The sequence below is a fragment of the Streptomyces sp. GD-15H genome (assembly GCF_045291515.1).
Taxonomy (GTDB): domain Bacteria; phylum Actinomycetota; class Actinomycetes; order Streptomycetales; family Streptomycetaceae; genus Streptomyces.
Window position 1 is genome coordinate 4,338,334 of sequence record NZ_CP149447.1, and the last position, 26,875, is coordinate 4,365,208.

The 26,875-nt window shown below is 67.5% G+C and carries 23 protein-coding genes; 9 read left to right on the forward strand and 14 right to left on the reverse strand.

The features are described from left to right. Window positions 1-2 precede the first annotated feature (2 nt). The 7 genes from gyrA to dnaA form a co-directional block, all read right to left on the reverse strand. Entirely contained in the window at window positions 3-2,594 is a 2,592-nt protein-coding gene (gene gyrA / locus WJ438_RS20425) for a DNA gyrase subunit A (protein ID WP_406726532.1), read from the reverse strand. 42 nt (window positions 2,595-2,636) lie between these two features. Further along, window positions 2,637-4,697 (reverse strand): DNA topoisomerase (ATP-hydrolyzing) subunit B, encoded by a 2,061-nt coding sequence (gene gyrB, locus WJ438_RS20430; RefSeq protein WP_406726533.1) that lies wholly within the window; start codon window positions 4,695-4,697, stop codon window positions 2,637-2,639. 433 nt (window positions 4,698-5,130) lie between these two features. Beyond that, entirely contained in the window at window positions 5,131-5,685 is a 555-nt protein-coding gene (locus WJ438_RS20435) for a DUF721 domain-containing protein (RefSeq protein ID WP_406726534.1), read from the reverse strand. After that, entirely contained in the window at window positions 5,682-6,803 is a 1,122-nt protein-coding gene (gene recF, locus WJ438_RS20440) for a DNA replication/repair protein RecF (protein ID WP_406726535.1), read from the reverse strand. Before recF ends, WJ438_RS20435 begins: the two co-directional genes overlap by 4 nt. A gap of 29 nt (window positions 6,804-6,832) precedes the next feature. After that, complete coding sequence (gene gnd / locus WJ438_RS20445; RefSeq protein ID WP_406726536.1) at window positions 6,833-7,708, reverse strand: phosphogluconate dehydrogenase (NAD(+)-dependent, decarboxylating); 876 nt, start codon at window positions 7,706-7,708, stop codon at window positions 6,833-6,835. Between the two features lie 264 nt (window positions 7,709-7,972). Beyond that, window positions 7,973-9,103 carry a DNA polymerase III subunit beta gene (dnaN, locus tag WJ438_RS20450; protein ID WP_406726537.1) on the reverse strand — a complete coding sequence of 377 codons (1,131 nt, stop codon included), beginning with the start codon at window positions 9,101-9,103 and terminating at the stop codon, window positions 7,973-7,975. Window positions 9,104-10,122: 1,019 nt separating this feature from the next. Further along, on the reverse strand, window positions 10,123-12,024 hold the full coding sequence (dnaA, locus tag WJ438_RS20455) for a chromosomal replication initiator protein DnaA (RefSeq protein ID WP_406726538.1): 1,902 nt from the start codon (window positions 12,022-12,024) through the stop codon (window positions 10,123-10,125). 375 nt (window positions 12,025-12,399) lie between these two features. On the opposite strand from dnaA, the gene rpmH reads away from it, so the two are divergent. From rpmH to WJ438_RS20500, 9 genes are all read left to right on the forward strand, one after another. Beyond that, the gene (gene rpmH / locus WJ438_RS20460) at window positions 12,400-12,537 is read left to right on the forward strand and encodes a 50S ribosomal protein L34 (protein ID WP_003949374.1); all 138 of its coding nucleotides are present in this window, start codon (window positions 12,400-12,402) and stop codon (window positions 12,535-12,537) included. A gap of 21 nt (window positions 12,538-12,558) precedes the next feature. Beyond that, complete coding sequence (gene rnpA, locus WJ438_RS20465) at window positions 12,559-12,930, forward strand: ribonuclease P protein component (protein ID WP_406726539.1); 372 nt, start codon at window positions 12,559-12,561, stop codon at window positions 12,928-12,930. Beyond that, window positions 12,927-13,301 (forward strand): membrane protein insertion efficiency factor YidD, encoded by a 375-nt coding sequence (gene yidD, locus WJ438_RS20470; protein ID WP_406726540.1) that lies wholly within the window; start codon window positions 12,927-12,929, stop codon window positions 13,299-13,301. Before rnpA ends, yidD begins: the two co-directional genes overlap by 4 nt. A 3-nt stretch (window positions 13,302-13,304) precedes the next feature. Beyond that, the gene (yidC, locus tag WJ438_RS20475) at window positions 13,305-14,576 is read left to right on the forward strand and encodes a membrane protein insertase YidC (RefSeq protein ID WP_406726541.1); all 1,272 of its coding nucleotides are present in this window, start codon (window positions 13,305-13,307) and stop codon (window positions 14,574-14,576) included. Window positions 14,577-14,591: 15 nt separating this feature from the next. Further along, window positions 14,592-15,104, forward strand: coding sequence for a R3H domain-containing nucleic acid-binding protein (locus tag WJ438_RS20480; protein ID WP_109376581.1), 513 nt, complete (start codon window positions 14,592-14,594; stop codon window positions 15,102-15,104). An 85-nt stretch (window positions 15,105-15,189) separates the two neighbouring features. Then, complete coding sequence (gene rsmG / locus WJ438_RS20485) at window positions 15,190-15,939, forward strand: 16S rRNA (guanine(527)-N(7))-methyltransferase RsmG (protein ID WP_406726542.1); 750 nt, start codon at window positions 15,190-15,192, stop codon at window positions 15,937-15,939. A gap of 342 nt (window positions 15,940-16,281) precedes the next feature. After that, on the forward strand, window positions 16,282-17,361 hold the full coding sequence (locus WJ438_RS20490; protein ID WP_406729750.1) for a ParA family protein: 1,080 nt from the start codon (window positions 16,282-16,284) through the stop codon (window positions 17,359-17,361). Continuing rightward, the gene (locus WJ438_RS20495) at window positions 17,358-18,452 is read left to right on the forward strand and encodes a ParB/RepB/Spo0J family partition protein (RefSeq protein WP_406726543.1); all 1,095 of its coding nucleotides are present in this window, start codon (window positions 17,358-17,360) and stop codon (window positions 18,450-18,452) included. The genes WJ438_RS20490 and WJ438_RS20495 overlap by 4 nt, the downstream gene beginning before the upstream one ends. Window positions 18,453-18,777: 325 nt before the next feature. Further along, a complete protein-coding gene (locus WJ438_RS20500) occupies window positions 18,778-19,395 on the forward strand; it encodes a GNAT family N-acetyltransferase (RefSeq protein ID WP_406726544.1) in 618 nt (205 codons plus the stop codon). Between the two features lie 101 nt (window positions 19,396-19,496). Here the strand turns inward: WJ438_RS20500 and trxA are convergent, their stop codons facing one another. The 7 genes from trxA to WJ438_RS20535 all read right to left on the reverse strand — a co-directional run bounded on the left by trxA (window position 19,497) and on the right by WJ438_RS20535 (window position 26,863). Next, entirely contained in the window at window positions 19,497-19,829 is a 333-nt protein-coding gene (trxA, locus tag WJ438_RS20505; protein WP_406726545.1) for a thioredoxin, read from the reverse strand. 41 nt (window positions 19,830-19,870) lie between these two features. Further along, window positions 19,871-20,836 (reverse strand): thioredoxin-disulfide reductase, encoded by a 966-nt coding sequence (trxB, locus tag WJ438_RS20510; RefSeq protein WP_406726546.1) that lies wholly within the window; start codon window positions 20,834-20,836, stop codon window positions 19,871-19,873. 206 nt (window positions 20,837-21,042) lie between these two features. Next, window positions 21,043-21,957: an anti-sigma factor family protein gene (locus WJ438_RS20515; protein WP_406726547.1), complete on the reverse strand. Its 915-nt coding sequence runs from the start codon at window positions 21,955-21,957 to the stop codon at window positions 21,043-21,045. Next, window positions 21,954-22,679 carry an RNA polymerase sigma factor SigM gene (sigM, locus tag WJ438_RS20520; RefSeq protein WP_406726548.1) on the reverse strand — a complete coding sequence of 242 codons (726 nt, stop codon included), beginning with the start codon at window positions 22,677-22,679 and terminating at the stop codon, window positions 21,954-21,956. Before sigM ends, WJ438_RS20515 begins: the two co-directional genes overlap by 4 nt. 29 nt (window positions 22,680-22,708) lie before the next feature. Next, window positions 22,709-24,427, reverse strand: a complete 1,719-nt coding sequence (locus tag WJ438_RS20525) for a protein kinase family protein (protein WP_406726549.1) — start codon at window positions 24,425-24,427, stop codon at window positions 22,709-22,711. Between the two features lie 140 nt (window positions 24,428-24,567). Beyond that, window positions 24,568-26,160, reverse strand: coding sequence for a murein biosynthesis integral membrane protein MurJ (gene murJ / locus WJ438_RS20530; RefSeq protein WP_406726550.1), 1,593 nt, complete (start codon window positions 26,158-26,160; stop codon window positions 24,568-24,570). Then, window positions 26,072-26,863, reverse strand: a complete 792-nt coding sequence (locus tag WJ438_RS20535) for a hypothetical protein (RefSeq protein ID WP_406726551.1) — start codon at window positions 26,861-26,863, stop codon at window positions 26,072-26,074. Before WJ438_RS20535 ends, murJ begins: the two co-directional genes overlap by 89 nt. Window positions 26,864-26,875 lie beyond the last annotated feature (12 nt).

Genomic DNA, 26,875 nt, shown 5'->3' on the forward strand with positions numbered 1-26,875 from the left:
TGCTACTCGGTCGAGGGCGCCTCACCCTCGTCCGTGCCGGTGGTCACGGCACCTTCGTCGGTCTCGTCCACGGCCACGTCGCCGTCGACTTCCTCCGCCTCGCGTCCCGCCTCGGCGTTACGGGCGATGCCGACCACGGCATCGCGCTTGCCCAGATTGATCAGTTGGACGCCCATGGTGTCACGGCCCGTCTCCCTGACTCCGCTGACTCGCGTGCGAATCACACCGCCCGACAGCGTGATGGCGAGGATCTCGTCGGTCTCCTCGACCACCAGCGCGCCGACGAGAGTCCCACGATCCTCGACGATCTTGGCAGCCTTGATGCCGAGGCCGCCGCGACCCTGGACGCGGTACTCGTCGACAGCGGTCCGCTTCGCGTACCCGCCGTCTGTGGCAGTGAACACGAACGTACCGGGTCGAACAACATTCATCGAGAGCAGCTCGTCCCCTTCGCGGAAACTCATGCCCTTCACGCCCGAGGTCGCACGGCCCATGGGCCGCAAGGTGTCGTCCGTCGCGGTGAACCTGATCGACTGTGCCTTCTTGCTGATCAGCAGTAGATCATCATCTGCCGAGACGAGTTCAGCCCCGATCAGTTCGTCGTCGGAACCGTCTTCCTGTTCCCGCAAGTTGATCGCGATCACGCCACCCGCGCGGGGAGAATCGTAATCCTTCAGCGACGTCTTCTTGACCAGGCCCGCCTTGGTGGCCAGAACCAGGTAGGGCGCCGCCTCGTAGTCGCGGATCGCGAGGATCTCGGCGATGGACTCGTCCGGCTGGAAGGCCAGCAGGTTGGCCACGTGCTGGCCGCGTGCGTCCCGGCCGGCGTCGGGCAGCTCGTACGCCTTCGCCCGGTAGACCCGGCCCTTGTTGGTGAAGAACAGCAGCCAGTGGTGCGTGGTGGACACGAAGAAGTGGTTGACGATGTCGTCTTCCTTGAGCTTCGCTCCGCGCACGCCCTTGCCGCCGCGCTTCTGGGCCCGGTAGTCGTCGGTCTTGGTGCGCTTGATGTAGCCGCCGCGCGTGACCGTGACGACGATGTCCTCCTCGGCGATCAGGTCCTCGATGGACATGTCGCCCTCGTAGGGCACCAGCTTGGTCTTGCGGTCGTCACCGTACTTCTCGACGAGCGCGGTCAGCTCCGCGCTGACGATCCCCCGCTGACGGATCGGGGAGGCGAGGATCTCGTTGTACTCGTTGATCTTCGCCTGGAGTTCGTCGTGCTCCTGGACGATCTTCTGACGCTCCAGTGCCGCCAGTCGGCGGAGCTGCATCTCCAGGATCGCGTTGGCCTGGATCTCGTCGATCTCCAGGAGGCCCATCAGGCCCCCGCGCGCGATCTCGACGGTGTCGCTGCGCCGGATCAGCGCGATGACCTCGTCGATGGCGTCCAGGGCCTTCAGCAGGCCGCGCAGGATGTGCGCGCGCTCCTCGGCCTTGCGCAGCCGGAACTGCGTACGGCGGACGATGACCTCGATCTGGTGGTTCACCCAGTGGCGGATGAACGCGTCCAGGGAGAGCGTGCGCGGCACACCGTCGACCAGCGCCAGCATGTTGGCACCGAAGTTGGTCTGCAGCTCGGTGTGCTTGTAGAGGTTGTTCAGGACGACCTTGGCGACCGCGTCCCGCTTGAGCACGATGACCAGGCGCTGGCCGGTACGGGACGACGTCTCGTCACGGACGTCCGCGATGCCGCCGATCTTGCCGTCCTTCACCAGGTCGGCGATCTTCTGCGCGAGGTTGTCGGGGTTGGTCTGGTACGGCAGCTCGGTGACCACCAGGCACTGGCGGTTCTGGATCTCCTCGACCTCGACCACCGCGCGCATGGTGACCGAACCGCGGCCCGTCCGGTACGCCTCCTCGATGCCCTTGCGGCCCACCACGAGGGCGCCGGTCGGGAAGTCGGGGCCCTTGATGCGCTCGATGAGCGCGTCGAGCAGCTCCTCGTTCGAGGCCTCGTGGTTCTCCAGGTACCACTGGGCGCCGGCCGCGACCTCGCGCAGGTTGTGCGGCGGGATGTTGGTCGCCATACCGACCGCGATACCGGCCGATCCGTTGATCAGCAGGTTCGGGAAGCGTGCGGGCAGGACGGTCGGCTCCTGGGAGCGGCCGTCGTAGTTGTCCTTGAAGTCGACGGTCTCCTCGTCGATGTCGCGGACCATCTCCATCGACAGCGGCGCCATCTTGCACTCGGTGTACCGCATGGCAGCCGCGGGGTCGTTGCCCGGGGAGCCGAAGTTGCCGTTGGAGTCCACCAGCGGCATGCGCATCGACCACGGCTGCGCGAGTCGGACCAGCGCGTCGTAGATCGAGGAGTCGCCGTGCGGGTGGTAGTTGCCCATGACGTCGCCGACGACGCGCGCGCACTTGTAGAAGCCGCGCTCGGGGCGGTAGCCGCCGTCGTACATGGCGTACAGCACGCGGCGGTGGACGGGCTTGAGCCCGTCACGGACGTCCGGCAGCGCACGCGAGACGATGACGGACATCGCGTAGTCGAGGTACGAACGTTGCATCTCCGTCTCGAGCCCGACGGGCTCAACGCGCAGGGCGAGGCCGTCCTCTTCGGGCATGACGGGAGTGTTCTCGTCGGTCATTGCTGGTGAAGATCCTTCCTGGGGCGGTCAGCTGAGACCGACTCAGATGTCGAGGAAACGGACGTCCTTGGCGTTGCGCTGGATGAACTGGCGGCGGGCCTCCACGTCTTCGCCCATGAGGACGGAGAACAGGTCGTCGGCCTGCGCGGCGTCGTCCAGGGTGACCTGGCCGAGGACACGGTGATCCTGGTCCATCGTGGTGATGCGCAGCTCCTCGGCGTTCATCTCGCCGAGACCCTTGAAGCGCTGGACGGAGTCCTCGCGGATGCGCTTGCCGGCCTGGCGGCCCATCTCGATCAGCGCGTCGCGCTCGCGGTCGGAGTACGCGTACTCGAAGTCGTCCCGGCCCCACTTGATCTTGTAGAGCGGGGGACGGGAGAGGTACACGTGGCCGGCCTCGACCAGCGGCCGCATGAAACGGAACAGGAACGTCAGCAGCAGGGTGTTGATGTGCTGGCCGTCGACGTCGGCGTCCGCCATCAAGATGATCTTGTGATAACGGAGCCTCTCGATGTCGAAGTCCTCGTGCACGCCGGTGCCGAACGCGGAGATCATCGCCTGGATCTCCTGGTTCTGCAGGATCCGGTCGATGCGCGCCTTCTCGACGTTGAGGATCTTGCCCCGGATCGGGAGGATCGCCTGGTACTGCGGGTTTCGGCCGGACTTGGCCGAGCCGCCGGCGGAGTCACCCTCGACGATGAAGATCTCGCACTTGGTGGGGTCGTTCGACTGGCAGTCGGAGAGCTTGCCCGGCAGGGACGCCGACTCCAGCAGGCCCTTGCGGCGGGTCAGGTCGCGGGCCTTGCGGGCCGCCACGCGCGCGGTGGCCGCCGCGATGCCCTTGCGGACGATGTCCGCGGCCTCGTTGGGGTTGCGGTCCAGCCAGTCGTTGAGGCGTTCGTAGACGACCTTCTGGACGAAGGTCTTCACCTCGGTGTTGCCCAGTTTGGTCTTGGTCTGGCCCTCGAACTGGGGCTCGCTCAGCTTGACCGAGATGATCGCGGTCAGCCCCTCGCGGATGTCGTCGCCCGTGAGGTTGTCGTCCTTCTCACGCAGCAGCCTCTTCTCGCGCGCGTACTTGTTCACCAGGTTGGTGAGCGCCGCGCGGAAACCCTCCTCGTGCGTACCGCCCTCGTGGGTGTGGATGATGTTGGCGAAGGAGTACACGCCCTCCGTGTAGCCGCTGTTCCACTGCATGGCGACCTCGAGGGACAGGAGCTTGTCCTTGTCCTCGGCCTCGAGGTCGATCACGGTGGGGTGCACCGGATCTCCCTTGCGGGAGTTGAGGTACTTCACGAAGTCGACGATGCCGCCTTCGTAGTGGTACGAGACACTCTTGACCTCGTACTCCTCGTCCTTGCCCGCCTCGTCCGCCCCGGCGGTGGCCTTCGCCGACTCGCGCTCGTCGGCGAGGTTGATCCGCAGACCCTTGTTGAGGAACGCCATCTCCTGGAAACGCCGGGAGAGCGTCTCGAAGGAGTAGTCGGTGGTCTCGAAGATGTCCGGGTCGGCCCAGAAGGTGACCGTCGTCCCGGTCTCCTCCACCTCTTCGTGCCGTACCAGCGGGGCCGTGGGGACACCCATCTTGTAGTCCTGCGTCCAGCGGTGGCCGTCACGCTTGATCTCGACGGAGATCCTGCTCGACAGGGCGTTCACCACGGAGACGCCGACACCGTGCAGACCACCGGAGACCGCGTAGCCGCCGCCGCCGAACTTGCCGCCCGCGTGCAGCACGGTCAGCACGACCTCGACGGCCGGCTTGTTCTCCGAGGGGACGATGTCCACCGGAATGCCTCGGCCGTTGTCGACGACCCGGACGCCGCCGTCGGCCAGGATCGTCACGTCGATCGTGTCCGCGTGCCCGGCCAGCGCCTCGTCGACGGAGTTGTCGACAACCTCCTGAACCAGGTGGTGCAGGCCTCGTTCACCGGTCGAACCGATGTACATACCGGGTCGCTTGCGGACCGCGTCCAGACCCTCGAGGACGGTGATGGCACTGGCGTCGTACGAGGCGGTGACCTCGCCGCTGAGGGCGGTCGCCTCGCTGTTCACGCCGGTGTCGGTGGACGGGATGTTCTCGTTGGGGTTGCCGGAATCGGCCACGAAGCGCCCTTTCTGGCACACCACGAGCCAGGCTCGGCGGCGGGTTGCCGGAGCGGCTGCGGCATGTTGCGTTGGTAAGCCTTGATCAGCGTTGCTCAGCTTTTCCCGGGCGGTCCCCACGATCGGGGCGGGATTGCCCCCAGTCTACCGGTAGCTCGGACATCGATGGGGGTTTGCCGGTGCCTGAGTCCCCACGTGCCGCCCTCAACCGGTCTCGTCCGACTCCCGATATGCGGATGGGGGCTCCAAGAGGCTCACGAGGGCACCCAGCGCTTTCGACCGTCAACCCATGGCCACTTAGGAGTCAGGTGGCAATTCCGCACCCTGTCCGGTCGCATGACGAAAGGGGCACCGGTGGACCGAACGCACTCCCGGGAAGCCCTGATGTGACGTCGATCACCTTGTCGCGGACAGCCCGGAACAGGGCTCCGGGTCACCCGTACGTGTCCCCGGGACCGGTGCTCCCGGGGGCGCGCAGAGGGCCGTAGCGGCGGGCGGGGCCACCCGGTCCATTGACCTTGATCAGCTGCACCGTGCCGTGGCCCAGGTCCTCGTTCAGCCGGGCGACCAGGGTCGGGGCGAGCAGCCGCAGGTTCGTCGCCCAGGCCGTGGAATCGCAGCGCACGAACAGCACCCGCTCGTCCTCGTCGTAGCGCTCCGGTTCGCAGTGCTTGGCCACGTCCTCACCGACGATCTCGGGCCAGCGCCCCATCACACCGCCCACCGCGGCCGGAGCCTCCCAGCCACGCTCGGTGAGCAGTCGGTTGATCGCCGCACCGAGCGCCATGGGATCGCGCCGGTCGCCACGCGCGCCGGAGCGCAGGCCACCGCGCCGTGCCTGCTTCTTCTGCTGCGCCACGTCCCCACGCGCGCGTGCCGCCTCCTTGGCCGCGCGCAACGCCACGCGCGCGAGGTCGACCCCCGAGGGCTCAGGGACCGCCCCGGGCATCTCCGCGGAAGGGGCGTCGGGCCCTCGGGGGTCGCTCATACCCGCTCCACCCTCCCCCCGGACACGACGAACCGCGTCCCCGACAGCGCATGGGGAACGTCGTCGTCGACGGCCGCGGTCACCAGGACCTGCTCCCCGGGCGCGACGAGCTCGGCGAGGCGCTCGCGGCGGCGCGCGTCCAGCTCGGCGAAGACGTCGTCGAGCACCAGCACCGGCTCGTTGCCCTCGGCACGCAGCAGGTCGTAGGAGGCCAGACGCAGTGCCAGGGCGTAGGACCACGACTCGCCGTGGGAGGCGTAGCCCTTGGCCGGCAGCTGACCGAGCTTGAGCAGCAGATCGTCCCGGTGCGGGCCGACCAGGGTGACGCCCCGATCGACCTCCTGCTTGCGCGCCTCGGCGAGAGCCGCCGACAACTGCTCGAACAGGTCCTCGCGCGTGTGCGCCTCGCCGGGCGCCGACGGCTTGTACTCCAGGGCGACGGGCCCGCCGCCCGGCGCGAGCTGTTCGTACGCCTTGTCGGCGAGTGGCTGGATCGCGGCGATCAGATCCAGGCGTTGGGCCAGCAGTTCGGCGCCCGCACGCGCGAGATGCTGGTCCCAGACGTCCAGGGTGGACAGATCCAAGGTGCGCCCACCGTGTTGGCGGGCCAGCGCGGCCGACTTCAGCAGCGTGTTGCGCTGCTTGAGGACCCGGTCGTAATCGGAGCGGACACCCGCCATGCGCGGGGAGCGGGCGGTGATCAGATCGTCCAGGAAGCGGCGCCGCTCGCCGGGATCACCCTTCACCAGAGCGAGATCCTCGGGCGCGAACAGCACCGTGCGGACGATCCCCAACACGTCCCGGGGCCTGACCTGCGAGGATCTATTGATACGGGCGCGATTGGCGCGGCCCGGGTTCAGCTCCAGTTCGACGAGCTGCTGCCGCTCGCCCTGCCGGACCTGGGCCCGGATGATCGCGCGGTCGGCGCCCATGCGGACCAGCGGGGCGTCGGAGGAGACACGGTGGCTGCCGAGTGTGGCGAGATAGCCGACCGCCTCGACGAGGTTCGTCTTCCCCTGCCCGTTGGGGCCGACGAAGGTCGTCACCCCCGGGTCGAGCGGGACCTCGACCCGGGAATAGGAACGAAAATCGGCCAGCGACAGATGCGTGACGTGCATGGTCGTGCGCCGACCTCCTGTTCTTCGGACTACTTCTTCTCGACCGCGTGGCCGCCGAACTGGCTGCGCAGCGCCGCGACCATCTTCATCTGCGGCGAGTCCTCCTGCCGGGAGGCGAACCGCGCGAACAGCGACGCGGTGATCGCCGGCAGCGGGACCGCGTTGTCGATCGCGGCCTCCACAGTCCAGCGTCCCTCACCGGAGTCCTGTGCATAACCCCGGAGGTTGTCCAGGTGCTCGTCCTCGTGAAGCGCGTTCACCGCGAGGTCGAGGAGCCAGGAGCGGATGACGGTGCCCTCCTGCCAGGAGCGGAAGACCTCGCGGACGTTGTCCACCGAGTCGACCTTCTCCAGCAGCTCCCAGCCCTCGGCGTAGGCCTGCATCATCGCGTACTCGATGCCGTTGTGGACCATCTTCGCGAAGTGGCCCGCGCCGACCTTGCCCGCGTGCACCGAGCCGAAGTCGCCCTCCGGCTTGAGGGCGTCGAAGACCGGCTGCACCTTGGCGACGTCCTCCTTGTCGCCGCCGTACATCAGCGCGTAGCCGTTCTCCAGGCCCCAGACGCCGCCGGAGACGCCGCAGTCGACGAAGCCTATGCCCTTGGCCGCCAGTTCCCCGGCGTGCTTCTCGTCGTCCGTCCAGCGGGAGTTGCCGCCGTCCACGACGACGTCGCCGGGCTGGAGCAGCTCGGCGAGCTCATCGATGGTCGACTGGGTCGCCTGGCCTGCCGGAACCATCACCCAGACCACACGCGGGCCCTCGAGCTTGCCCACAAGCTCTTCCAGGCTGTGGACATCGGCGAGGTCCGGGTTGCGGTCGTATCCGACGACGGTGTGGCCCGCGCGGCGGATCCGCTCACGCATGTTGCCGCCCATCTTGCCGAGGCCGACGAGACCGAGCTCCATCAGTTGTGTTCCTTAGGTTGCGACGTGGCATGGCGGCACGGGCGTGCCGCGGCACTTACGTACCGACACGACCCTAAACCCGGGCGCTCACGCACATCTGTGGGCATACGCGCTCATGCGCATGCCCTCACCTGTGGCTTCGCTCACGGCCACTTCCGGGTCCGGCTCTGATACCGGTATCCACGATCCGGTGTCCACCGGACCCGGAAGGACTGTGCACAACTGTGGACTGCCGGGGGCAGCCGCGGACAAGGGGGTGCGACGTCAGCCGCTGAGCCGCACCGGCATGATCAGGTACTTGTAGGCGGCGTCCGCCTCCGCGTCCACCGCCGGCCTGCCGCTGAGCAGCGCGGGCTTGGTGGACGTGGTGAACGACAGCTGCGCCACCGGGGAGTCGATGGCGCTCAGGCCGTCCAGCAGGAATGTCGGGTTGAAGGCGATCGAGATGTCGTCGCCCTCCAGCTGGGCGTCGACCCTTTCCACAGCCTGTGCGTCGTCGCTGGAGCCTGCCTCCAGGATGAGCACGCCCTGCTCGAAGCTCAGCCGCACCGGGGTGTTGCGCTCGGCGACCAGGGCCACGCGCTTGACGGCCTCCACGAAGGGGGCGGTCTCGATGACGGCGACGCTGTTGAACTCGGTCGGGAACAGCGTGCGGTACTTCGGAAGGTCGCCCTCCAGCAGCCGCGTGGTGGTGCGGCGGCCCGCTCCTTCAAAGCCGATCAGACCCTCACCCGCGCCCGAGCCGGACAGCGCGAGGATCACCTGGTCGCCGCTGGTCAGCGCCTTGGCGGTGTCCAGGAGCGTCTTGGCGGGCACCAGGGCGACCGCCGAGGCCTCCGGGCTCTCCGGCTTCCACAGGAACTCGCGGACCGCGAAGCGGTAACGGTCGGTGGAGGCCAGCGTCACCGTGTCGCCCTCGATCTCGATGCGGACACCGGTCAGGACGGGCAGGGTGTCGTCCCGGCCGGCCGCGATGGCGACCTGCTGCACGGCGGACGCGAAGACCTCGCCGGGGACGGTGCCCGTCGCGTTCGGCATCTGGGGCAGAGCCGGGTACTCCTCCACAGGCAGGGTGTGGAGTGTGAACCGCGAGGAACCGCAGACCACCGTCGCCCGTACACCGTCTGTGGAAATCTCCACCGGCCGGTTGGGGAGTGCGCGGGAGATGTCGGCGAGCAGACGGCCCGAGACGAGGACGGTGCCCTCCTCCTCGACCTCCGCCTCCACCGAGACCCGCGCGGAGACCTCGTAGTCGAAGCTGGACAGGCTCAGCTGTCCCTCCTCGGCCTTCAGCAGCAAGCCGGCGAGGACCGGCGCCGGCGGACGGGCCGGGAGGCTGCGCGCAGCCCAGGCCACTGCCTCCGCGAGTACGTCGCGTTCCACCCGGATCTTCACCGTAAGCCGCCTCCTGCTGTTGCCGGCGTTCTCACGCCCTGCTCTGCCTTCGTCGTCTGCCTCGGTGTCGTCGGCCTCTGCGAGGGGAAGGACACCGGGAACAGTCTGACGCACTGCACTGACAGTAGGGGCCCCTCGGGGTCAAGTCGTGACGAGTGGCAGTCGGCGTCGAACCGGCGAGTTGTGCACAGGACCCTCTTCGAAACGGATTCCTCACTCTCTCTAGTTGGGAGTAGTAGTAGGGCCTGTGGATACCGTGGATAACCTTGTTTTCCCAGCTCAGGGCCAAGATTTTGTCCACCGGGCCTGTGGGCGGAGGCGGTGGACAACTCGAGGTATCTGTGGAGAACAAAAAGTTCTGCACACCCCGTGCACAGGGAGGGGTGAGTTCTCCCCAGCTCTGTCCCCAGGTTTGCCGGTCTTTCCCACAGGCGGCCCCGGTGCCTTGATGTGACGCCTTTCACTCGACCCGGTGAGGAGGCGCGCCGCGTTGCCGAACAGTGGACAGCCGTGTGGAGAAGCGCCTGATCGTTGGGGACAACTGGCCTCAGCCTGTGGGTTGCTGGTGGAAAACTCTGTGCACAGGTCGTGGACCACTTTTTTATCCACAGCCTGTGGATAACGCTTGTCCACGGATCCACAGCTGGTTGACCTGGCTCGATGGTGCCCCAACCGGCGGGGCTGTGGACAGTTTCGGGACAACTTCACAGTCCCCAGGATGTGGACGGGAGAAAGTTGCCACATCTGTGGAGGACAGCCGTAACCCGGTGCCGAAATCGAACAGTGGACGGAACGCCGAGGAGCACGGTGACGGCAGGGACGCCGAGGAGCACGGTGACGGCAGGGACGCCGAGGAGCGCGAGGACGGCAGGGACGCCGAGGAGCGTGGTGACGGCGGAGGGGGAGCGGCCGGCGGTTCTCGACAGCTTCTGACGGCCCCCGCCGGTCGGCAGGCGCACGAAGAAGGGCGTCCCCGGATTTGTGGTCCGGGGACGCCCTCTCTGTGTGTCTGCGGGCGCTCAGCCGGCCTTGATGCGGTTGGTGAGCTCGGTGACCTGGTTGTAGATGGAGCGTCGCTCCGCCATCAGATTGCGGATCTTCCGGTCCGCGTGCATCACCGTCGTGTGGTCGCGGCCGCCGAACAGCGCGCCGATCTTCGGCAGCGACAGGTCCGTCAGCTCACGGCACAGGTACATGGCGATCTGGCGGGCCGTCACGAGCTGACGGCCCCGCGAGCTGCCGCACAGGTCCTCGACCGTGAGGCCGAAGTAGTCGGCGGTCGCGCTCATGATGGCCGTCGAGGTGATCTCCGGCGTCGAGTCGTCACCGCCGGGGATCAGGTCCTTGAGGACGATCTCCGTCAGGCCCAGGTCCACCGGCTGCCGGTTGAGCGAGGCGAACGCCGTCACCCGGATCAGCGCGCCCTCCAACTCGCGGATGTTCCGCGAGATCCGGGAGGCGATGAACTCCAGCACCTCCGGTGGGGCGTTCAGCTGCTCCTGCACCGCCTTCTTGCGCAGGATCGCGATGCGCGTCTCCAGCTCCGGTGGCTGGACGTCGGTGATCAGGCCCCACTCGAAACGGTTCCGCAGCCGGTCCTCCAGCGTGACCAGCTGCTTGGGCGGCCGGTCACTGGAGAGCACGATCTGCTTGTTGGCGTTGTGCAGTGTGTTGAAGGTGTGGAAGAACTCCTCCTGCGTCGACTCCTTGTCCGCGAGGAACTGGATGTCGTCGACGAGCAGGATGTCCATTTCCCGGTACCGCTTGCGGAAGCTGTCGCCCTTGCCGTCGCGGATGGAGTTGATGAACTCGTTGGTGAACTCCTCCGAGCTCACGTACCGCACGCGCGTGCCGGGGTAGAGGCTGCGTGCGTAGTGCCCGATCGCGTGCAGCAGGTGGGTCTTGCCGAGCCCGGACTCCCCGTAGATGAACAGAGGGTTGTACGCCTTCGCGGGTGCCTCGGCGACCGCTACCGCCGCCGCGTGCGCGAAGCGGTTGGAGGCGCCGATGACAAACGTGTCGAAGAGGTACTTCGGGTTCAGCCGCGCGGTCGGCTCCCCGGGGCCGGTCGCCGGTGCGGGCTGTGCGGCCAGCGGGCCGGGTGCCCCGCTCGTGGGCAGGTTCGGGCCGACGGGGCCACCGCGGTGGACGTGCCCCGAGCCGGATGGGGGCTCGGGCAGCTCGCGGCGGGCGGCGTCGCGCTGGTCGTAGTCACCGCGGTCGTAGCCGCCGCGGTCGTAGTTGTTGCGGTCGTACTCCGCGCGTGACGTCTCGTAGTCGGAGCGCTGCTGGTCGTAGGACGGGCGGTCCATCGGCTGCGGACGGTAGTCCTGCGAGGGCGAGGCGTACGGGTCGCGGTCCGGGAAGCCGAGGCGCTGCTGCTGCCAGCCGTACTCGTCCTGGCCCGGCCGCGGCCAGGAGCTGGGCTCCGGGCGTTGGTACTCCGAGGGGTAGGCGGGGCGGGCGGTGGGGAGCTGGTCGCCGGGTGGCCCGGGGTGCTGGTCGGCGCGGCGCCGGCCGTAGCCCTCGTACTGCTCGTACTCATGCCGGTCCGGTCGGTCCGGTCGGTCCTGCCGGGTGGGAGGGAGCTCGAGTTCCTCGTAGCGCGGCTGGGGGCGGGCGGCCGGCGGGGCCGAGGGCTCTCCCGTGGAGTCGTCGACGGTGATGGCGATGCGGATGGGGCGCCCGCACTCGCGGCTCAGGCTTTCGCTGACGATCGGCGCGAGGCGGCCCTCGAGCACGCCCTTGGCGAACTCGTTCGGCACGGCGAGCAGCGCGGTGTCGGCGACCAGCGCCAGCGGCTGGCAGCGCCGGATCCAGTGTTCGTCCTTCCCCTCGACTCCCTGGCCCCGGCCCTCACCGAGCAGCTCCTCCAGTACGCGTGGCCACACTGCGGCAAGATCGGCAGGTACGTCAGCCACAGGGCACGCTCTCTCACAGGTCCCTCGAACGTGTGATTCGGGGACGGGTCGGGGTTGTAAAGGGGGTGGTCGAGGGACAAAGGAACGAATCGGAGTTCCGTCACGGTAGTCAGGGCGGTCGGTACGGTTCAAGTCGTTGTCCCCAGCCTGTGGACAAGTGTCCCCCGGCGGCCGCTGGTTTGACCGAATGACGCAGCCGCGCGTACCGTGACGAGGTCGAGTTGTCGATGGCTGCTGCCGCCTGCCTCCGATGGGCACAGATCGCGCAAGATGATCGGTCAGCGGTGCACTCGGGCGTAACGCGAGCTACTCGTGGGCGCACGGTGACAGCCAGGACGGCACCCGCAATCAACGATCTCTTTCTGGAGCCCCCGAGTGAGCAAGCGCACCTTCCAGCCGAACAACCGTCGTCGCGCGAAGACCCACGGCTTCCGGCTGCGTATGCGCACCCGTGCCGGCCGCGCGATTCTCGCGTCCCGCCGTGGCAAGGGTCGCGCCCGCCTGTCCGCCTGATCCCGATCAGGTCATGACGTCGTGCTGCCCACCGACAACCGGCTGAGGCGGCGCGAGGACTTCGCGACCGCGGTACGACGAGGACGCCGGGCCGGACGCAGGCACCTCGTCGTACACCTTCGCAGCGGTGTCACGGACCCGCATGTGCCTGGGGAGAGCGCTCCCCCGACACGTGCGGGTTTCGTCGTGAGCAAGGCTGTGGGTGGAGCGGTCGTGCGGAACAAGGTGAAGCGCAGACTTCGCCACCTGATGCGCGACCGAGTCGCCCTGCTGCCCCCCGGTAGCCTGGTAGTCGTACGAGCGCTGCCCGGAGCGGGCGACGCCGACCATGCACAACTGGCCCAAGACCTGGATTCCGCTCTGCAGCGGCTGCTGGGAGGGGGCACGCGATGAAGTACCCGCTGCTGGCTCTGATCAAGCTCTATCAGTGGACGATCAGTCCTCTACTGGGGCCTGTGTGCAAGTACTACCCGTCGTGTTCCCACTACGGCTACACGGCCATCGACCGGCACGGTGCCATCAAGGGCACAGCACTCACGGCCTGGCGCATCCTGCGGTGCAATCCGTGGTCGCTGGGCGGCGTGGACCATGTCCCGCCGCGCAAGCGCCCGCGGTGGCACGAAATGCTGCGTGACGCCTGGCGTGCACGCAAGGGCGGGCCCGCCTCCGCCGAACCGGCCACCGAAGGACAGACTTCTTCCGCAAGTCCGACGAGCCCTTCAAGTCCGGCCGCAGAGACCTCGCCCCATGCCCAAGGAGCATGATTAGTGGACACGATTGCCAGCCTCTTCAGCTTCATCACGACACCTGTCTCCTGGGTCATCGTCCAGTTCCACACCGTGTACGGGGCCATCTTCGGCCCCGACACCGGGTGGGCCTGGGGCCTGTCCATCGTGTCCCTGGTGATCCTGATCCGTATCTGCCTGATCCCGCTCTTCGTGAAGCAGATCAAGGCGACGCGCGCGATGCAGACGCTCCAGCCGGAGATGAAGAAGATCCAGGAGCGCTACAAGAACGACAAACAGCGTCAGTCCGAAGAGATGATGAAGCTGTACAAGGACGCGGGCACCAACCCGCTCTCCTCGTGCCTTCCCATCCTGGCGCAGTCCCCGTTCTTCTTCGCTCTGTACCACGTGCTCAACAGCATCGCGTCCAATGACACCATCGGCGTGATCAACGAGCGTCTGCTGGAAAGTGCGCAGAAGGCGCACATCTTCGGCGCCCCGCTCGCGGCGAAGTTCACGGACAGCGCGGACAAGGTCGAGGCCCTCAACGCCTCGCTGACCGATGTGCGGATCGTCACGGCCCTGATGATCGTCTTGATGTCGCTGTCGCAGTTCTACACGCAGCGCCAGCTGATGACGAAGAACGTCGACACCACGGTGAAGACGCCGTTCATGCAGCAGCAGAAGATGCTGATGTACGTCTTCCCCGTCATCTTCGCCGTCTTCGGCATCAACTTCCCGGTCGGTGTCCTCGTCTACTGGCTGACCACCAACGTGTGGACCATGGGCCAGCAGATGTACGTCATCCACAACAACCCGACGCCGGGTTCCAAGGCGCAGGCCGCTTACCTGGAGCGCCTTGCCAAGCACGTCACCCACCACGGCAAGGCCCGCAACCGCCGTGAGCGTGCCATCGTCAAGGCCATCGTCGCCAAGGGCCGGGACCGCAACGAGTACGAGCGCAAGTTCATCAACGGTCTGAACAAGGCGGGCCTCGTGGCCCAGACCGACGGCGCGGTGATCAAGGGCGATGCCATGGCCGCCGCGCAGGCCGAGGACGGCTCTCCGGTCACGACCCAGGCCGCGAAGCGTCAGCAGCCCAAGCGGCAGACCAAGTCCCAGCGTCAAGGCGGTACAGCCAAGGCGGCTGGTGAGCCCACCTCGCTGACCAAGGCCGAAGCGCCCCAGGACGACGTCAAGCCCGCCGCCGCTGCGAAGAAGGGCACCGCGAAGTCCGGCGGAAATACCCGCAGCAAGGCCCAGTCCGGACAGCGCAAGGGCCCGCAGCGGCCCAAGTCCCCGTCCAAGAAGTAAGAAGGAGTCCATCCCGTGACGGAAGGCACCACCTCCACCGCTGCCGAGGGCGCAGACACCCTGACCCGCCTGGAGCAGGAAGGTGAGATCGCAGCGGACTACCTGGAGGGTCTGCTCGACATCGCCGACCTCGACGGTGACATCGACATGGACGTCGAGGCCGACCGTGCCTCCGTCTCGATCATCAGCGACTCGGCCGGCCGTGACCTGCAGAAGCTGGTCGGTCGGGACGGTGAGGTGCTGGAGGCGCTCCAGGAGCTCACGCGTCTGGCCGTGCACCGGGAGACCGGGGACCGCAGCCGGCTCATGCTCGACATCGCGGGGTACCGTGCCAAGAAGCGGGCCGAGCTGTCCGAGCTGGGCGCGAAGGCCGCCGCCGAGGCCAAGAGCAGCGGTGAGCCCGTGAAGCTCGACCCGATGACGCCGTTCGAGCGCAAGGTCGTGCACGACGCGGTCAAGGCCGCCGGCCTGAACAGTGAGTCCGAGGGCGAGGAGCCGCAGCGCTTCGTCGTCGTGCTTCCCGCCTGAACGGTTCCACGTTCCACCGGCCCCGTCTGTTGCGCAGACGGGGCCGAATTTTGTCAGCCTGATAGTTCTGTGGTGTCGGCGCCCGATGCCGGCACGCTACGGAAGGACGGTCCCCCGTGACGGAGGCAGCGGAGCTTCCCCCGCGCCCGAGCAGGCCCGCGAGGTGTTCGGTGATCGATTCGCGGACGCGGTGCGTTACGCGGAGCTGCTCGCTGAGGCGGGCGTTCAGCGCGGTCTGATCGGCCCGCGGGAGGTGCCCCGCCTGTGGGAGCGGCATCTGTTGAACTGCGCGGTGCTCTCGGAAGTCGTGCCCGAAGGCGTCACGGTGTGCGATGTCGGCTCGGGTGCCGGTCTGCCGGGCATCCCACTGGCGCTGGTCCGGGAGGACCTCAAGATCACACTGCTGGAGCCACTGCTGCGTCGTACCACCTTCCTGACCGAAGTTGTGGAGCTGCTGGGCCTGGACCATGTGACAGTCGTGCGTGGCCGGGCCGAGGAGGTCATGGGGACGATGGCTCCGGTGCACGTGGTGACCGCACGAGCCGTGGCGCCGCTCGACCGTCTCGCCACGTGGGGCATCCCCCTCCTTCGGCCGTACGGAGAGATGCTCGCGCTCAAGGGTGACGCCGCCGAGGAGGAGCTGAAGAATGCGACCACGGCGCTGAGCAAGCTCGGCGCCGTGGCGACATCGGTCGTGCATGTGGGTGAGGGAGTGGTGGATCCGATGTCCACAGTGGTGCGGGTCGAGGTGGGGGAGAGCCCCGGCGGTGTGCGCTTCGCGGCGAAGCGCGCGAAGGCCGCTCGCACCGGCCGTGCGCGGCGTCGACGCGGATAGGGCGGGTCTGCCGGGCGGTAGGACACCTGACGGGCAGGCTTACGCCCTGAGGGGACAGACGTACTCCACACAAGCTGCCGAACCCTCGTAGGCCGGAGTGTCGCGGCAGTGGGACCCCGGCTGCTGTGCATCGTGTTTCACGTGAAACGTCACTCTCTGCTGCACGGCATCATCAGCCGCGGTCGCGCCGCGGCCGCACCCCGCGATCGTAAGCCTCTCGGTTCCCTCGGAAAGGGTCCTGTTCCCGATGAGACTTCACCCCCCTCAGAGGGTGCGGAGTTGTCCACAGAGGTGGATTTCTCCACAGAACGTCAGGCCTCACTGGTTCACGACCCCGAGGGCATGGGAGGCTCTGTTCATTGCGAGCTTGAAGTCGAGGAGAGTGAATCCACCTTGCGGTCCGACGCCAACATCGCGGGACCGATGACCGACCCGGTCCCCGGTCCCCGTACCGAATCGATGGGGGCGGATGTTTCACGTGAAACACCGCCTCCTATGGACGACGCTCCCATCGGTCGTGCTGCCCATCTGGCGGTGGATGCGCTGGGCCGCGCAGGCGAGGGCCTGCCGCGGCCCGAGCGGACACGCCTCATGGTGGTCGCCAACCAGAAGGGTGGCGTGGGCAAGACGACGACGACCGTCAACCTCGCCGCGTCGCTTGCGCTCCATGGCGCTCGGGTCTTGGTGATCGACCTCGACCCTCAGGGCAACGCTTCTACGGCCCTGGGGATCGACCACCACGCCGAAGTTCCCTCCATCTACGACGTGTTGGTCGAGAGCAGGCCGCTGGCGGAGGTTGTCCAGCCGGTCCCCGACGTGGAGGGTCTCTTCTGCGCGCCCGCCACGATCGATCTCGCCGGCGCGGAGATCGAGCTGGTGTCGCTGGTGGCACGGGAGAGCAGGCTGCAGCGTGCCATCCATGCCTACGAGCAGCCGCTGGACTACGTCCTCATCGACTGCCCTCCATCCCTCGGCCTGCTGACGGTCAACGCGATGGTGGCGGGACAGGAGGTCCTGATCCCGATCCAGTGTGAGTACTACGCCCTGGAGGGTCTGGGGCAGCTGCTCCGCAATGTTGATCTGGTGCGGGGACACCTCAACCCCTCCCTGCACGTATCGACGATCCTGCTCACCATGTACGACGGCCGGACGCGCCTCGCGTCCCAGGTCGCGGACGAGGTGCGTAGTCACTTCGGCGACGAGGTACTGCGGACAAGTATTCCCCGCTCTGTACGCATCTCGGAGGCGCCGAGTTATGGGCAGACGGTGCTGACCTACGATCCTGGATCGAGCGGTGCCCTCTCCTACCTTGAGGCGGCACGCGAGATCGCGCTGAGGGGCGTTGGCGTCAGCTATGACGCATCGAACGCACACATCGGTGCACAGCAGAACGATCCGAGCATGGTGGAGGGCGTCCAGTGAGTGAGCGACGGAGGGGGCTGGGCCGTGGTCTTGGCGCACTTATCCCTGCTGCCCCGACAGAAAAGACGGTCGCCCCGACCGTGACGAGAGGCGCAGCTTCCGCCTCTCCCGCGGCGCCTTCGGTGCTGCCGAACGAGCGCGGGGTGGCCGTGGCCAAACTAGCCGCACTTCCCTCTGTTCCACGTGAAACAGAGGAGTCGTCGGCGTATGGCGCGGCGGAGATGCCCATGCCTCCTCTGGGGGCATACTTCGCTGAGATCCCCCTCGAATCCATCAAGCCGAACCCGCGTCAGCCGCGCGGAGTCTTCGACGAGGACGCGCTGGCAGAACTTGTCACGTCCATCAAGGAGGTCGGTCTCCTTCAGCCCGTCGTCGTACGGCAAGTCGGGCCCGCGCACTACGAGCTCATCATGGGTGAGCGCCGCTGGCGGGCGTGCCGTATCGCGGGGCTCGAAGCCATCCCGGCGATCGTGCGGGCCACGGAGGACGAGAAGCTCCTCCTGGACGCTCTTCTGGAGAACCTGCACCGTGCACAGCTGAATCCGCTGGAAGAGGCAGCCGCCTATGATCAGCTGCTGAAGGACTTCAACTGCACGCATGATCAGTTGGCGGACCGCATCGGCCGTTCCCGCCCGCAGGTTTCCAACACTCTGCGTCTGCTGAAGCTCTCGCCGAGGGTTCAGAACCGGGTGGCTGCTGGAGTGCTCTCCGCCGGGCACGCGCGGGCCTTGCTCTCCGTCGAGGACTCCGAGGAGCAGGACCGGCTGGCCCATCGGATCGTGGCCGAGGGTCTCTCGGTGCGAGCCGTCGAGGAGATCGTCACCCTGATGGGGTCCGGGCCGCAGAAGCCGCGTTCCAAGGGGCCGAGGGCGGGTGCCCTGGTGTCTCCGGCGCTGTCCGATCTGGCCACCCGCCTTTCGGATCGCTTCGAGACGCGGGTGAAGGTCGACCTGGGCCAGAAGAAGGGAAAGATCACCGTCGAGTTCGCCTCCATGGAGGACCTCGAGCGCATTCTCGGCACCCTCGCTCCTGATGAGGGGTCGGTTCTGCAGAAGAGCCTTGCGGACGACGGTTCCATGGAAGATTCCTGAGATTTTGGCTCGGTCAGCCGAACAGCCGACCAAGGGCGGATCATGTCCGGTATATGCCGGAACACGGTCCGCCCTTTGCTTTCTGGCGGTATCGGCGGAATCGCTTCATGGATACGATGCAGTGAGACAGGGCGCGTCCACCGCCAGCACCTCTGAATCTCTGAGCGCAAGGCAGGGCCATGCGAATGATGAGCCGCACCGGACGGGTGGGAGCGGGGCTGGCGATTGCCGCCTTCGGAGGGTTCATCGGCAGTCTGCTCAAGGAGCGGCACGCTCTGGCAGCCGCCCGTGATGCAGCAGGCGAAGGAAGCGAGGAACAGGCTTCATGGGGCGTCGGCTCGTACCGCTCACGCTGGACAACCTTCAGGACCTTCCCCAGCGCTGTCGCTCGTGTGTCTTCTGGGAGCTCGACCCCGTCAGCGGTGAGGCAGCAGTAGCGACGGGAACGTCAGTGGTCGAGAAGGAGTCGTGGATCTCGGCTGTGCTGCTGGAGTGGGGGTCGTGCGGAAGGGTCGTCTATGTCGATGACATCCCCGTGGGTTTCGTTCTCTACGCCCCGCCTGCCTACGTGCCGCGTGCCATGGCGTTTCCCACGAGCCCTGTATCGTCCGATGCCGTGCAGCTGATCACCGCGTTCATCGTGCCGGGCTACCAGGGGCAGGGTCTGGGGAGGGTAATGGTGCAGACGGTGGCGAAGGATCTACTGCGTCGCGGGTTCAAGGCGATCGAGGCCTTCGGTGACGCGCGTTGGAAAGAACCGGCCTGTGTGCTACCCGCTGACCACCTCTTGGCCGTGGGGTTCAAGACGGTCCGTCAACACCCCGCGTATCCCCGGCTCAGACTGGAGCTGAGGACGACACTGTCGTGGAAGGACGATGTCGAGATGGCGTTGGACCGGTTGCTCGGAGTTGTGCAGAAGGAGCCGGCTTTGCGCCCCCTCTGATGCGTCGCGTGTGGTGTACGTCATGCGAATGGGCCGACCCAGAGAGGTCGGCCCATTCGTGTTTCACGTGAAACGTGCGCCGCCGACTAGGCAGCCGACGCTCATTCGCTGAGGAAGTCCTGGAGGTCGCGGACGATCGCGGCCTTCGGCTTGGCGCCGACGATGGTCTTGGCGACCTCGCCACCCTGGTAGACGTTCAGGGTCGGGATGGACATGACGCCATACTTGGCGGCCGTACCCGGGTTCTCGTCAATGTTCAGCTTGACGACCTCGATCTTGTCCCCGTACTCCGAGGCAATCGCTTCGAGGGAAGGGGCGATCTGGCGGCACGGGCCGCACCAGGCGGCCCAGAAGTCCACCAGGACGGGCTTGTCGCTCTTGAGGACGTCCTGCTCGAAGGAGTCGTCAGTCACATTCTTCAGGGTGCCGGCCACGGCGGGCTCCTTAACTGGTGGGTGCGTGGTGAGGGTGGAGGTCAGACAGAGGTCTTCTCGGGCTCGGCCTGCTTCTCGTCCGCGAGAGCAGCAAGGAACCTCTCGGCGTCGAGGGCAGCGGCACAGCCGGTACCGGCCGCGGTGATCGCCTGGCGGTAGGTGTGGTCGACCACGTCACCGGCACCGAACACTCCGGCGAGGCTCGTACGCGTCGAGGGCGCATCGACCTTCAGGTAGCCCTCTCCGTCCAGCTCCAGCTGGCTCTTGAAGAGCTCCGTGCGAGGGTCGTGCCCGATCGCGATGAACAGGCCGGTCACCGCCAGGTCCGAAAGTTCGCTGGTCTTGACGTTCCGCAGCTTCAGACCCGAGAGCTTCTGATCGCCCTGGACCTCTGCGACCTCGCTGTCCCAGACGAACGAGATCTTCGGGTCGGCAATGGCACGCTCCTGCATCGCCTTCGAGGCCCTCAGGGTGTCGCGGCGGTGAACGACCGTGACGGACTTGGCGAACCGCGAGAGGAAGGTGGCCTCCTCCATTGCGGTGTCGCCGCCGCCGATGACGGCGATGTCCTGGTCCTTGAAGAAGAAGCCATCACACGTGGCACACCAGGAGACACCGCGGCCGGCGAGGGCGTCCTCGTTCGGCAGGCCGAGCTTGCGGTGCTGCGAGCCAGTGGCGACGATGACGGCCTTCGCCTTGTGGACCGTGCCCGCGGTGTCCGTGACGGTCTTGATCTCTCCGGTCAGGTCGACGGCGACCACGTCGTCCGGAATGAGCTCCGCCCCGAAGCGCTCTGCCTGGGCGCGCATGTTGTCCATGAGTTCGGGGCCCATGATGCCGTCCTGGAAGCCAGGGAAATTTTCGACATCGGTGGTGTTCATCAGCGCACCACCGGCGGTGACGGCGCCCTCGAACACCAGGGGCTTCAGCGACGCACGGGCGGTGTAAAGGGCCGCCGTGTAGCCTGGCCCCGAACCGATGATGATCACGTTACGGACGTCGCTCACGGCTTGATTCCTCGTCTCTGGTCTGTGTCATCCGACCGGTGGGAGCTTCTGTCGGAACTCTCACCTCACCCAACGGATCCTAAGGGGCGCGCATTCCCGCTGTGCCTGAGCACACCGACGGAGCTGACGGACGCGGTTCTCGGGCGGGCGCGGAAAGGCGCACATGGTACGAGATACCACACAGGACGGAGACGAAGCGCCGACTGTCAGCCGCGGGTGTAGGAGTCCTTCAGCAGGACCTTCGCCGTGGGGGCCGAGGACAAATTGCCGACGCAGGTGGCATCGACGATGTAGGCGGTCACACGGGTGTCGTCGGAGGGGTCGGGAAGCACCACCAGGAGAGCTTCTCGCCCCTTGTAGGTGCCCTGCTCTGTGGCGAGTGCGGCGTCATTGCGGCCGATTCCTTCGCGGACGCATTCCGGGACCGTGGATTGCTGGAAAACCCTGGGGCTGGCGGGGGCGGTCTCCGATTCCATTCCCAAGGTCTGCGGCGTACGAGAGGAGTCGCCCTTCGGCTGGTTCTGCGCGAGGAGGTCGGAGACCTGCTTCTCCAGCTCACCCTCGGAGAATGTGTCCGAGGTCGTCTGCTGAACGTCGCCCGGGCCCGTTTCGTCGTTCTGGGACGACAGGAATAGCGTGCCGAGCCCCAGAGCCGCGACGGTGAACACGGTCCCCAGCACAGCGGCCCTGCGGCGGCCGCGTTGCATACGGTCCTTGCGGCCTGGACCGGTCGTGGAAGGGCGAGGACGCCCTGCGGGGCGGTCCGTCGGCGTCGATGTTTCACGTGAAACGTGCGCGCGGTCCTCATCGGGCTGGGAAGGGGAGACGCCGATCGGCTCTGCGACGCTCTCGGACCCCGGTGCCCTGGCATGCGGCAGCGCTTCCGCGGCGAGCGCGGCATCGACACGGCTCGCCACCTCGGCAGGCATACGCGGTGGACCCGGCATCGTGCCAAGCAGTCCCCGGATCTCCTCCAGCGACGCATGGACGTCTGCGCAGAGGTCGCACTCGTCCAGGTGCCGTCGCACAGCGGCGGTCCGAGCGGGTGGCAGGAGTCCCTCGGTGAGGTCGGAGATCTCCGTGACGTCCGGGTGCTCCGTCATGCCTGTCGTCGATGTCACGCTCGCTCACCTCCGCCCTTCACTGCCGCTGGGTCACTCGGTCCGGTATTCGGCGGACCCGCTCGACGCGGTCCCGCTGCGGGTGGGACGGATGCCCCCTGCGTCCGGTTCCGCTCCCCATCCTGTTTCCTGCTGCCACCGCTCCCGTCCGGCCGCAGGTGTTGCAGAAGGGGCAGAAGTCTGGCTCTGCCTCGGGCACAGCGGCTCTTCACCGTGCCGATGGGCACATCGAGGATGCGGGCGACCTCCGCGACCGGGTAGCCCTGCATGTCCACCAGTACGAGAGCCGCCCGCTGATCGGGTGGGAGAGTTTCCATGGCCTCTATGAGCTGACGGTGCAGATCGTTGCGTTCCGCGGGAGCCGAGGCGGACTCGTGGGGCTCCAGCAGCTGCTCCAGGCGCTCCGTGTCGTCGACAGGGGAGGTCTTCCGGGATGCCGCCTTGCGCGCACGGTCCAAGCACGCGTTCACCGTGATCCGGTGCAGCCATGTCGTGACGGCCGACTGACCTCGGAAGGTGTGGGCGGCCCGGTAGGCCGAGACAAGAGCGTCCTGAACCGCGTCAGCGGCCTCCTCACGGTCCCCCAGCGTCCGTAGGGCCACCGCCCACAGCCGGTCCCGGTGCCGGCGTACCAGCTCGCCGAAGGCTTCGGGATCGCCCTCTACATGGCGGGCGAGGAGGTCCTGATCGCTTGCGTCGCGGTGCGTGGTGCCGTCCGGCATCGGGCCCCCTCCCCTCGCTCGGTGAGACGTCAGCCGGTGAACTGCAGGTCGGTGATGGCCTGCTTGTCGCCGGCCATGCTGTAGCCGTCGGCGGGCGCGTTCGGGACGGCCGTGATCCACAGCAGTACGTACTGCGTTTTCACCGAGTCCGACGCCTTCACGTTCAGCGATCCGCCACTGGTCGTGGCGGATCCGATCTGCTTCATGCCCTCGATCCCGGTCGAAGGCGTCAGCGAGTCCGTGGCGTAGAGATGCACCGTCGTGTGGTCACCGGCGTACCGGAGTCCTATCGACGCCGTCGAGATCTCCTTGGCCGAGCCGAGGTCGTAGACGATACCCACTCCGGGTTTGTAGGGCGCGAGCGTCGGACCGGCGTTGTACTTCTTGGTCCGCCAGTAGGTCGAGTTGTCGTTGTCGTACGTCTTGGCCACGTCACCCGGAGCCTGGGCCGCGCCCGTCACGACGTACTCCTGAGCGCCCTGGATCGTGAGCGGCTTGGACGGCTTGGGTTTCTTGGCACTCTTGTCGTTGCCGTCCGTTGTCTGTGTTTCGTTCGTGTCGTCCGCGCTGCCGCCCTGTTCGATGAGGGCGTCCGCGAGCTGCCAGCTGCCCAGACCGAGCGCGGCGATCAGCAGTGCTGACACGGCCCACTTCAGCGCCTTGCCCGTGCGGCTCTGCAGCGGGGGTGGCGGGGGCGGCACCGGTTGGGTGATGCCCGGACGGGATGCCGGACGTCCGTAGGAGCCCTGCTGGTACGTCGTGCGCTGGTAGTCCGGCGGAGTGGTGAAGGCAGGCTCCGGCGGGCGAATGCGGGGCATCTCGCCGATTGCCTTCACCAGTTCCTCCGGCGTGGTGCACGGGGACTCATGGCGGGAGGCGGTGGCGCCGTCGTTGGCCAGTGCGCGCATGGCGAGTTCGGACAGGCCGCGGTGGACACCGGCCCGCACCTGGTCGGGTGGGATCAGACCGATGTCCTTCGGCAGCCCCGACAGACCGTATGCGTCACTCTCGTACGGCCAGCGCTGGGTGAGCGCCGCGTACAACAGGGCACCGATGGATTCGGTGTCGGTGCGCTGTGGGGTGTCGGAGTCGATGCCGCGCAGCGCCGCGTTCACGGCGAGACCCCGGATGCGCCACTGGCCGGTGGAGGTGCGCAGGACCGCGTTGGGGTTCAGCCTCAGATGGGCGAGTCCCTCGCGGTGGGCTGCGGCCATGGCGGAGGAGATCTGACTGGCCATCTGGTAGGCGTCATACACCTCCAGCGGGCCGACCGCCAGAAGCGTGGTCAACTCAGTGGCATCGGGGAGCCATTCGTGTACGACGTAGACAATGTCGTTCTCCTCGACGGCGTCCAGGACCTGGACGAAGCGAGGATCACCCAGCAGGGCGGAGGAGCGGGCCGCAGCCAGGACGGTGCGGGCACGAGAGTGGTCCGCGGGCAGGATGTGCACGCCGACGGCGCGGCGGAGCTTCTCGTCCACGGCACGCCAACTGCTGAATCCGTCCAGACGGGTGACGCACTCCTCAAGGCGGTAGCGTCTGGCGAGCTTGTGACCGCTGTGCAGTTCGAGCGGCGAGGTCTCCCCGGAATCGTCCGCTCCGGTGTTCTCCTGTGCCGCGTCGCTGTCCGTGTCCTGCTCCCGGTTCTTGACCACCCCGTCGGCCGTGGACTGGTCCGCCTGTGCGGTCAGCGGCTGCTCGCCGCTGTTGTCTGCCACGTCGACGGCAGCTGTGCTCCGTTCCGCCACCGGCGTTCCCTGCCTCCCCATCCATTGCGCATCGGCCGACGGCCCTTGCGCGCCGTCCGACGCCAAAACCAATTGTGCCCACAGTCCGCCGCTATGCACGACACACAATGGCTGACGATGGTTGTGCGCTTACCCGTGACTCAGCGTCCCAGGCGTCCGCGGACCATACCGACGAGCGAGTTGACCTCCACAATGCGCATCCGACGCGCGGCGACGAAGAAGACGCCGAGCAGGACGGCTCCACCGGCCAGCAGTGCGGCGAACGAAGCTCCGGCGCCCTGACCGAGGCTGTGCCCGATCCCGTAACAGACCACACCGCTGAGCAGCGCGGCCGGGACCGAGGCGATGCACAGCCGGGCGTACGTCCGCAGTACACGAGCGCCGTCCAGGTCCCCGCCCAGCTTCGAGCGCAGCCGCCGCCAGGCGACCCCGACGCCGGTCGCGTAGGCCACGCCGTACGAGGCGGCCATGCCGACCACGGCCCAACGGGCCGGGAGGACGAAGAAGCAGACCGCCGAGGCGACCGCGTTGACCGCGGCCACGATGACCGTGTTGTAGAAGGGAGTTCGGGTGTCCTCGTAGGCGTAGAAGGCACGCAGGACGACGTACTGCACGGAGTAGGGGATCAGGCCGAGGCCGAAGGCCATCAGCATGTAACCCATGTTGGTCGCTGCGCTGGTGCCCGAGGAACCGAAGATCAGGGTGCACATCGGGATGCCGAGGGAGATGAAGCCGAAGGCGATCGGCACGATCGCGACGGCCGTGGTGCGCAGGCCCTGGGAGATGTCGTCCCGGACGGCACCGCTGTCGTCCTCTGCCGCCGAGCGGGAGATGCGGGGCAGCAGGGCGGCCATCAGTGAGACGGTGATGATGGCCTGCGGCAGGCCCCAGATCAGCTGGGCGTTGGCATAGGCGGCGAAGCCGGTGCCCTGGACATCGGAGTTCAGGCCGGCCGCTGTGGACAACTGGGTCACGACCAGCGCGCCCGCCTGGTTGGCGAGCACGAACAGGATGGTCCACTTGGCGAGCATCGCGGCCTTGCCCAGTCCGTGGCCCTTCCAGTTGAAGCGCAGACGGATGCGGAACCCGGTCTCACGCAGGTACGGGATCATGGCCAGGGCCTGCACGACGAGGCCCAGCAGGATACCGATGCCGAGGAGACGCTGGCCTTCCGGCGGAATGCTCGTGACGGTCATCTTCGTGTCGGCGGCGGTGCCGTAGACGTAGATGAACGTACCGAGTGTCACGATGATGACGATGTTGTTGAGGACCGGGGTCCACATCATCGCGCCGAACCGGCCGCGTGCGTTGAGGACCTGCCCCATCACCACGTGCACGCCCATGAAGAAGATCGAGGGCAGGAAGTAGCGGGTGAAGGTGACGGCGACCTCGTTGGCCGCGGGGTCGGAGGCGACCGGGTTCGACAGGGCACGCACGAGGAGCGGCGCGGCGAGCCACGCGATGGCGGTGAGTGCGGCCAGGGCCGCCATCACGAGAGTCAGCAGCCGGTTGGCGTACGCGATGCCACCGTCGGCGTCGTCCTTCATGGCACGGACGAGCTGCGGCACGAAGACGGAGTTGAGGCCGCCGCCGACGGTGAGGATGTAGATCATGGTCGGCAACTGGTAAGCGACTTGGAACGAGTCACCGAGGAGGCCCAGGCCGAGCGCCGAGACGATCAACGCGGAGCGGATGAATCCCGTGAGGCGGGACACCATCGTGCCCGCTGCCATCACGGCGCTGGACTTCAGCAGACCTCCGGCCCGGCCGCCTTTCTTCGCGGCCGGCGCGGGAGCCGGTTCCGGCGCGGGAGATTCGGCGGCAGGCGGTGGTGTGGCTCCCGCGTAGTGGCCGGGTGCCGCGGAGGCCGGGCCGGGTACCGGAATCGACTCGGGGACTGTCGGCCGGCCACCGGCTGGTGGTCGGAATGCCCCCGCCGTGCTGTTCGGCGTAGCCACCGTCCTGCTGCTGATCGCGGAACAGGTGGGCGAAGGCGTCCGGCTCATGACGCTGGTCTCCGGCCCGGCCGACCAGGTCGTCCACGCCCACGAACTGCGTCGTGCGCGGGTCGTCCCCGTACGGGAGGTATTGGGTCGGACCGTCCGGCTCCGGCGCGGGGGCCTGGGCCCATACCCGTGGGTCGGGTGCCTGGGGCGACTGGGGAGGCTGTCCGTACAGCGGCTGCTGAGGGGTGTACGCGCCCGGCGGGGGCGGGGGGTGCGCCGCGCGGTCGTACAGGGCCTCCGCGACCGGGTCCTGGGCGGCGATGTCCTGCGCGCGGTAGGGGTCCTGGTCGTAGGCGTCCTGGAGGTACATGTCGACGGGCGGCTGCGGCGCCTGGTCGTGCCCGGGCGGCGGACCCTCGGGTGGGTCCGACTCGGGATGGCCCGAGTTGCCCGCGGCATGGCCGCGGTCACCGTCGTACGGCGCGTTCATGGATACCCCACC